Below are 7,319 nucleotides of genomic sequence, written 5' to 3'. Positions count from 1 at the left end.
AAGGAAGAGATGTCGATCTACGACGCCGCCATGAAGTACAAGGAAGAAGGTGTGCCGCTGGTCATCTTCGCCGGCGTCGAATACGGCAATGGCTCGTCGCGTGACTGGGCTGCCAAGGGTACTAACCTCCTTGGGGTCAAGGCCGTGATCGCGCAGTCGTTTGAGCGCATCCACCGCTCCAACCTCGTCGGCATGGGTGTTGTGCCCTTCGTGCTGGAGGAAGGCACGACATGGGCGAGCCTCAACCTCAAGGGCGACGAGACGGTGACGATCGAGGGCCTGGAGGGTCCGATCAAGCCGCGCGAGTGGAAGAAGGCCCAGATCACCTACGGCGACGGCTCTGTGAAGGAGGTGAACATCCTCTGCCGCATCGATACGCTGGACGAGGTCACCTACATGAACAATGGCGGCATCCTGCAGACCGTTCTCCGCGATCTGGCAGCCTAAAAGGACAATCTCTATGCCGCCGGCGACTGCGCCGGCGGCGACCGTGACTTTTTTCTGGTCGCTGAGCGATAACCAGGTCGTGAATGCCGAAGATCATCGCATTCGAGCGCCGTCGCCTACCGGTTTGGTTGGTTTGATGAACTTGGGCCGCCCACGCGAGCAATGGGTGCGGCGAGGGGCGGCTCTCGGATCACCATTCATCTCGATTGCGTCTCGACGCAATAGCTGCAGGTAACCCGCAAACTGCAATCGCCCCGCTGGGCGAAGGCGGTACACGGGGATGTGTTCACTCTGGCATTTTGCTGATGGCAAGGCGCACTTCAAGGGCTGTTTTGATATGGCCAATTGCCGCCCGCTCCGCCGCGATCGGATCATGGTTGCGAAGGGCGGAGAGGATGGCAACGTGCTCCTCTGTTGCCGTTGCCGTGCGTCCTTCCTGGATGAATGTAGTGTCTGGGAGCAGGGCAATCGTTTCTTGCAGGTCTTCCACGGCTTGCCGGAGATAACGATTTCGCGCCGCGTCATAGAGACGAGCGTGAAACTGCCGGTTCAATTGTGCCGCGAGTTTCGGATCAGCAGATGCCGCGGCGAACTTCTGATTGATCCCTTCCAGATTGCCAATCTCGGCGTCTGTGGCGTAACGAGCGGCATAGCGTGCGACCACGCCCTCAAGCTCTTCGCGCATGGCGTAAAGTTCGAAGATTTGCTGCATTGACAAGATCGAGACGGCAACGCCACGGCCTGGCGCTGCTTCCAAGAGGCCCTTCTCCTGAAGCCTCCCAAGCGCCTCCCGCACAGGCGTTCGGCTGACGCCGAGACGGGATGCGACTTCCTCTTCGCGCAGCGGATCGCCCGGCTGATAGATGCCGTCGCGGATTGCCGCGAGGATCGCTTGATAGGCGCTCTGGCCACGGGTTTTCGAAAGCAGATCTTTCGACCGAGTCATGGTTTGATGTCTCCTCTGTCATCCGGCTACAGCAGGCATGGCGGATTGTCCACTTTTCGGCTCTGCAGGAGCCGTCAAGATGCTCCAAGTGCCGAGAGATAGTTCCGTGGAAAGTGCACGATCTCGCAGTTTTCTGACGTGTCCCACATGGCACCTGGGACGTCCTGAGCGAAACCAGCCTTGCCACGCTGAGCGTGCGAACAGGGTTTAGCCTGGTGCCGTCACGGAATTGCGAAGGCGGGATCGCCATCTTGTCCTGTACCGTTCTTGTCCCGTCCACGCCTTCGAATCCTCGCATCATCTCTGCACAATGATGATCATTGTCATATCAGCGCCGCTGATCCTGCCCGTTTGGCTAGGTGTGGCAAAGACGGTTGCAGTGAACAGCAATGATGCTATTGCCCAACGGCGATGCCCTCCTCGCCAACCGTCGCTATCGCAGTGCAACAGAAGGACCATAGATTGGTGTTCGAAGCTGAGAAAATTGCTGGAGAGTCCAATGCAAACCGTTCTTCTAGGAAAGTCAGTCGACGCCTTGCACCGCTACTTCTGCCACGTGCAGCGTTTCAACACATACCGCGAGATGGGTTGCAGCGGCGTAGCGCTTCGGCTGATCCGCCGCGATCTAGGCATTTCAGATCCGGTGGGCGAGCGCGCCTTGCCTGGTCCTCAGCCTCTGGAGCCGAAAAGGAGCAGCAATGCAGCTCTTCGATCCACTAACAGCGCGCCTCGTGGTGGCGATCTCCCAATACGGATCGATCGGGCGCGCGTCGGAGCGTGAGAATATTGCGACCTCTGCGGTGAGCCGGCGGATCAGTGATCTGGAGAGTCGTCTTGGCGTTGCCCTTTTCGACCGATCCATGCAGGGTGCGCAACTGACGCCTGCGGGTGAAGTGTATGTTGCTGGCTGCCGTGAGATCCTGCGCCAGATCGCCGATCTCAACACGCGGCTCGTCGACTTCTCGACTGGCGAAAGCGGTGGCCTACGCCTCGCCTGTACGAGTTCCGCACTCTCCGGCAGGCTTCCGGAATTGCTGGCCGAATACGCCTCCGCGCACCCTCGCATCGGCCTTGATATACAGGAAATGACAGCTTCGCTGGCGCTGGCCGCCATGGACGACGGGCGGGCCGATGTTGCGATCGTGGCCGATAACTACGACTTCTCCCGTTATTCCACCGAGGTCTTTGAAGACGACAACGTGATGGTGCTTTGTTCGCCGGATCATATCTTGGCGCCGCGCCTCCAGTCCGGCCAGGAGGTACGGTTTGATGAGGTCGTGGAACACGAGGTGGTCGGAATCCATCACTCAGGTGCACTTGACCGCCTCCTCAGCGCAGCCGCGGCGGAAAGTGGGCGTGCACTCGGCGAGCGCGTCAATGTCGAAACGTTTCCCTCGCTCGTGCGTATGGTCGAGGCCGGCTTCGGTATCGGCTTCCTGCGGTCGACAAGCCTGCATCTTCTAGCCGGGACCGATGTCCTCAGCGCCAGGCTTTCGGATGCCTGGACACGCCGAAGCCTTTTGACGGTGCGCCGCCCGGCGAGTCCGCTTTCCGCACCTATTCGTGCCTTCCTGGACCTTGCTCGCAAAACATATCATCCGCAGCTTTGACGACTCAACCACACTCGCCGGGGTCTGGATACAATAGTATACATCGCTCGGCTTTGGTGCTAAGTTGGACCTTAGGGTGTGCTGGGGGAAGACGCATTGATGGCTGAACCGCAGATGATGAAGCTCCGCGTCGACGCGATCCAGTTGAGAACTGCAGTTGGCCGGATTTTCGCGGCCGTTGGCGTGCCGAGGACGGATGCCGCGTTTGTCGCACAAGACCTGGTCCTCGCCGATCTTAGGGGCGTGAGCACTCATGGAATTGCACGTTTGCCGATCTACGTTGAACGCATTCGGCGTGGTGTTGTGACAGCGGCCCCGCAGATACGGATTGCGCGACCGATGCCGGCTGCCGTTCACGTGGACGGCGACAATGGTCTGGGGTTCCTCGTCATGCGCCGCGCCACGCGCGAGGCGATTGTTTCGGCTGCGCAATACGGAATAGGGATCGCATCGGTCTACAACAGTACGCATTTCGGTATGGCGGCCGCTTACCTTCTACAGGCGGTCGAAGCAGGCTTTGCCGCCTTTGTCTTCACCAATGCGTCGCCGAGTATGCCGGTTTGGGGTGGCAGGACCCCGTTTCTCGGAACAAGCCCTTTCGCCTTTGGGGCACCGGGTGGAGAGGGATCGCCATCAATCATCCTCGACATGGCCACATCGGTGGTCGCGCGTGGAAAGATACGTCGCGCCGCGCAGAAGGGCGAACCCATCCCTGCAGGATGGGCGCTTGATGCACATGGCTGCGAAACGACCGATGCGCGCCGCGCCTATGAGGGTCTTGTCCTGCCGCTTGGGGGCCCCAAGGGCTCCGGTCTATCGCTGATGATGGAAGTGATCACAGGCGTCATGAGCGGTTCGGCCTATGGCGGATTGGTCGGTGATCAATATCGTGATCTCGACAAGCCGCAAAATGTCGGCCACAGCATCATTGCCTTCAAACCCGACCTCTTTCTCGACCGCACGTCCTATGGCGAACGAATGGACGATCTCGTCGCTCGGGCGAAAGCATGCCCTCGCGTCGATGAAGCGCAGCCCATCCAGATGCCGGGTGAACCGGAAGCTGCCCGCATGGCGGCGCAACTGAAAGATGGCATACCGCTCAGCGACGATGATCTCGCAATGCTCCGCGAACAGGCAAAGCTTGCGGGCGTCGATCCTGACCTCGACACCCTACGAAAGGATTGAGACCCATGCTGCGGATCGCAATACTGGACGACTATCAGGATGTGGCGCTCTCGCTGGCCGATTGGACATCGTTGGATCCAGATTGCGACATCGTCCGTTTCGGTGAGAATCTCTCAACAGAGGACAAGGCCGCCGAAGAACTGGCTGAGTTTGACGTGCTCTGCCTGATGCGCGAGCGCATGCCGCTGCCCGCGACCCTGATTGCTCGCCTGCCGCGTCTTAAGCTCGTTGTCGTCACGGGCGCACGCGTAAGAAACATCGACTTGGAGGCGGCGGTCGCCCAGGGCGTAACGGTTTGCCATACCTTCGCTGGCGAATCCGTCCATGCCACTCCTGAGATTGCCTGGGGGCTGATCCTGTCGCTTGCCCGTTCCATTCCGGAGGAAGATGCACGGATCCGCCAGGGCGGCTGGCAGAACTCGGTCGGCACGATCCTCGGTGGCAAGACGCTTGGACTGGTGGGCCTCGGGAAGCTGGGGGCCCGGATGGCTCCGATCGGCAAGGCCTTCGGAATGGACGTAATCGCCTGGAGCCAGAATCTGAGATGAAAGAGCGCGCGAAGTCGGAGTACGACGTGTCGATAAGGAGACACTGTTTTCTCAGGCAGATGTTGTTTCGCTCCACCTTATCCTTAGTGACCGCAGCCGAAACACGGTGTCGGCCGATGAAATTGCACTGATGAAGCCGGGCGCCTTGCTGATCAACACATCACGAGGTCCGCTCATCGATGAAAGCGCGCTTGTCGCGGCGCTGGCGCAGGGGCGCATCAAGGCGGGTCTTGATGTCTACGATAAGGAGCCGCTCCCGGGGGACCATCCGCTGCGACGGGCACCAAACACGGTGCTTACTCCGCATCTTGGCTACGTCACAGAGGGCGCGTATGCCGCCTTCTATCGGGATACCGTCGAAAATATTAAAGCGTGGCGTGCAGGTGCACCCGTTCGGGTGCTGGCGGGGCCGAAAACGGAGAAAATTTGATGACGCAAATCATCAAGACGGCGGATCTGGTCGACAGCAACGATGACGACGTCAGGTTCTGCGAAATCCAATGGAAGATTTTCGGCAAGCGCCGGGGCTTTCACGGCTAGGTTGTAACCCTGAGAACCTTCGAAGACAACAAGCTGCTGAAGCAGACGCTGTAACTCGATGGGGCCGGCAAGGTGATGGTGGTCGATGGGTGCGCTTCGTTGCGTTGCGCGCTTGTCGGCGACGTCATCGCGGAACTTGGTCGCAGGAACGGCTGGCACGGCGTCGTGATCAACGGAGCTATCGAGACAGCATTGAGCTCGGTGGCTTGGATTTCTGCGTCATCGCACTCGGTCGGGCGCCCAAAAAGAGCGGCAAGACAGGCCATGGACAACTGAACGCTACCCTGCAGTTCGGCCATGTCACCTTCCGTACGGGCGACTATCTCTATGCCGATGAGGATGGGATTTTTATCGCGGACAAAGCCGTCTATCCCGGCGGCTGATCAGAACGCAGCGTGCCCGTGCGCGTTCAATGAAAGTGCATGAGAGCGGTCTCATGCACTTTCAACATAAAGCGTCAACTACGTTCTGGGTAAACTGACGGGTGCCAAGGGGGCCGCCAAGATCGCCGGTGCAGGTAGATACCTCGCTGATAATGCGATCTATGACGGCCTCAATGGTGGCGGCACTTTGCACATAGCGTGTATCACCGCTGCGCTCACCGTGCCAGCGCAGGAGCATGGCAGTCGATAGAATCATCGAGGTCGGGTTCGCCTTGTCCATACCGGCGATGTCAGGTGCCGATCCATGCTGCGCTTGCGCGGCAGCATGGTGGTTGCCCGCATTGAGAGAACCGGCCAATCCGAGGCTGCCCGAGAGTTCTGATGCCAGGTCAGACAGGGTGTCCCCATAGAAGTTGGTGGTGCAGATCACGTCGTAGCGGCTCGCGTCACGCACGAGTAACGCTGCCATCGCATCGACCAGAACTTCCTCTAGAACAACGTCCGGGTAGGCGGCAGCGACCTTTCGAACTTCCCGCAGAAACAATCCGTCCGTTAGCACGAACGCGTTCGCCTTGTGCACTGCCGTCACCTTTCTGCGGCGAACGCGCGCAAGGTCGAAAGATACTCGAGCGATGCGCTCGATCGCTTGGGCCGTCACCTTGCGCATTGAAATTGCGACGTCCTCCGTCGGCATGAACTCTCCCGTCCCGGCAAACATATTGCGATCGGGATACATGCCCTCGGTGTTTTCTCGCATAATCACGAGGTCCATCTCGGTGCCACGGTGCAATACGCCGTCTCGGGTGCGAGCCGGGCGGATGTTGGCAAAAAGATCGAGACCTTTGCGAAACGCCGCAGAAACATTAATCCCGCCCTTGTCACGTGGTGGATAGCTAAGGTGTGAGATCGGCCCTAATATCGTGCCGTCCATGCTCCGGGCTTTCTCCAGGATGCCGTCAGGCAGCGTGCTGCCGGACTTCTCCAAGGCGGCCAATCCAATTTCTTCTTTGGTATAGGAGAAATACAGGCCGTGACGACGACCAACCGCGTCCAGAACGGCAACAGCAGAAAAGACAATCTCTGGGCCGATACCGTCGCCTGGGAGAACAAGAAGCTTCATGAGGTAATGGTTCCTCTGCATGCAGATATCTCGGATGTGCCGTGGCAGTTAATGGCGTACTCCCGGCTCACGGTATCCAAATGTGCACAATTGCCGTCGCTGGGGAACCCCCTCATCAGGCGTAGCGCCACAGATTCATACGCCGGTGCGATGTGTGGAAGTAAGGCCACGGCGAGGATCTGCACAAATTCAGACGGAGCTACACTGTGAGAGAAGGGCTTCAAGGCGGCGGCCAGTCCTGCTGCACCCGTGCCCAGAGCGATGAGGTCGACCTCGCCCAGTTCCGCGAGCGACTGCTGCATCGAAGGATCCAACCGCATTGCCTGCCAATCCTCCTCCGTTGCTCAGGCCTCTCCCGGAGACCACCACTAGGGTAAATTGGCGTTATTGCTAATAAGGTTTTCCTTGGGCGCCATACGATGCAGCTATAGCTGCTCAGGGAGCCCGAGGAGACATGGCACGTAGGCAACGCTTCCCACCCACCGTCTGTTTCACCATCAGGCGCAACCGATTACGACTACGAAGGCTTATTGCAGCGCC

7 protein-coding genes and 2 pseudogenes are annotated in these 7,319 nt (G+C 59.2%); 6 read left to right on the top strand and 3 right to left on the bottom strand.

Annotated features, from left to right (window positions below; translation table 11 throughout):
* Positions 1-447, top strand: a pseudogene (locus MUU54_RS22655) (aconitate hydratase); the annotation flags it as partial.
* 286 nt (positions 448-733) lie between these two features.
* Here MUU54_RS22655 and MUU54_RS22650 read toward each other — a convergent pair.
* Positions 734-1,393, bottom strand: coding sequence for a GntR family transcriptional regulator (locus MUU54_RS22650; protein WP_247246216.1), 660 nt, complete (start codon positions 1,391-1,393; stop codon positions 734-736).
* Between the two features lie 698 nt (positions 1,394-2,091).
* On the opposite strand from MUU54_RS22650, the gene MUU54_RS22645 reads away from it, so the two are divergent.
* The 5 genes and pseudogenes from MUU54_RS22645 to MUU54_RS22630 all read left to right on the top strand — a co-directional run bounded on the left by MUU54_RS22645 (position 2,092) and on the right by MUU54_RS22630 (position 5,659).
* Entirely contained in the window at positions 2,092-3,003 is a 912-nt protein-coding gene (locus MUU54_RS22645; protein WP_247246215.1) for a LysR family transcriptional regulator, read from the top strand.
* Between the two features lie 99 nt (positions 3,004-3,102).
* A complete protein-coding gene (locus tag MUU54_RS22640; RefSeq protein WP_247246214.1) occupies positions 3,103-4,188 on the top strand; it encodes an Ldh family oxidoreductase in 1,086 nt (361 codons plus the stop codon).
* Between the two features lie 5 nt (positions 4,189-4,193).
* Positions 4,194-4,736, top strand: coding sequence for an NAD(P)-dependent oxidoreductase (locus MUU54_RS24890; RefSeq protein ID WP_312038860.1), 543 nt, complete (start codon positions 4,194-4,196; stop codon positions 4,734-4,736).
* Between the two features lie 43 nt (positions 4,737-4,779).
* Complete coding sequence (locus MUU54_RS24885) at positions 4,780-5,166, top strand: NAD(P)-dependent oxidoreductase (protein ID WP_312038861.1); 387 nt, start codon at positions 4,780-4,782, stop codon at positions 5,164-5,166.
* A 185-nt stretch (positions 5,167-5,351) separates the two neighbouring features.
* Positions 5,352-5,659, top strand: a pseudogene (locus MUU54_RS22630) (RraA family protein).
* A gap of 61 nt (positions 5,660-5,720) precedes the next feature.
* Here the strand turns inward: MUU54_RS22630 and MUU54_RS22620 are convergent.
* Positions 5,721-6,779: an isocitrate/isopropylmalate dehydrogenase family protein gene (locus tag MUU54_RS22620; protein ID WP_247246212.1), complete on the bottom strand. Its 1,059-nt coding sequence runs from the start codon at positions 6,777-6,779 to the stop codon at positions 5,721-5,723.
* Positions 6,776-7,081, bottom strand: coding sequence for a hypothetical protein (locus tag MUU54_RS22615; RefSeq protein WP_247246211.1), 306 nt, complete (start codon positions 7,079-7,081; stop codon positions 6,776-6,778). The genes MUU54_RS22620 and MUU54_RS22615 overlap by 4 nt, the downstream gene beginning before the upstream one ends.
* Between the last annotated feature and the right edge of the window lie 238 nt (positions 7,082-7,319).

The sequence above is a fragment of the Pseudorhizobium tarimense genome (assembly GCF_022968135.1).
Classification (GTDB): Bacteria; Pseudomonadota; Alphaproteobacteria; order Rhizobiales; family Rhizobiaceae; genus Neorhizobium; species Neorhizobium tarimense.
Note: the sequence above shows the minus strand (reverse complement) of the source record. Positions and strands in the feature narration are given on the sequence as shown.

Bases quoted from the DNA above. Each gene is read 5' to 3' on its own strand.
- MUU54_RS22620 (WP_247246212.1), bottom strand. From the start codon at position 6,779: ATGAAGCTTCTTGTTCTCCCAGGCGACGGTATCGGCCCAGAGATTGTC.
- MUU54_RS22615 (WP_247246211.1), bottom strand. From the start codon at position 7,081: ATGCAGCAGTCGCTCGCGGAACTGGGCGAGGTCGACCTCATCGCTCTG.
- MUU54_RS22640 (WP_247246214.1), top strand. From the start codon at position 3,103: ATGGCTGAACCGCAGATGATGAAGCTCCGCGTCGACGCGATCCAGTTG.
- MUU54_RS24890 (WP_312038860.1), top strand. From the start codon at position 4,194: ATGCTGCGGATCGCAATACTGGACGACTATCAGGATGTGGCGCTCTCG.
- MUU54_RS22650 (WP_247246216.1), bottom strand. From the start codon at position 1,393: ATGACTCGGTCGAAAGATCTGCTTTCGAAAACCCGTGGCCAGAGCGCC.
- MUU54_RS22645 (WP_247246215.1), top strand. From the start codon at position 2,092: ATGCAGCTCTTCGATCCACTAACAGCGCGCCTCGTGGTGGCGATCTCC.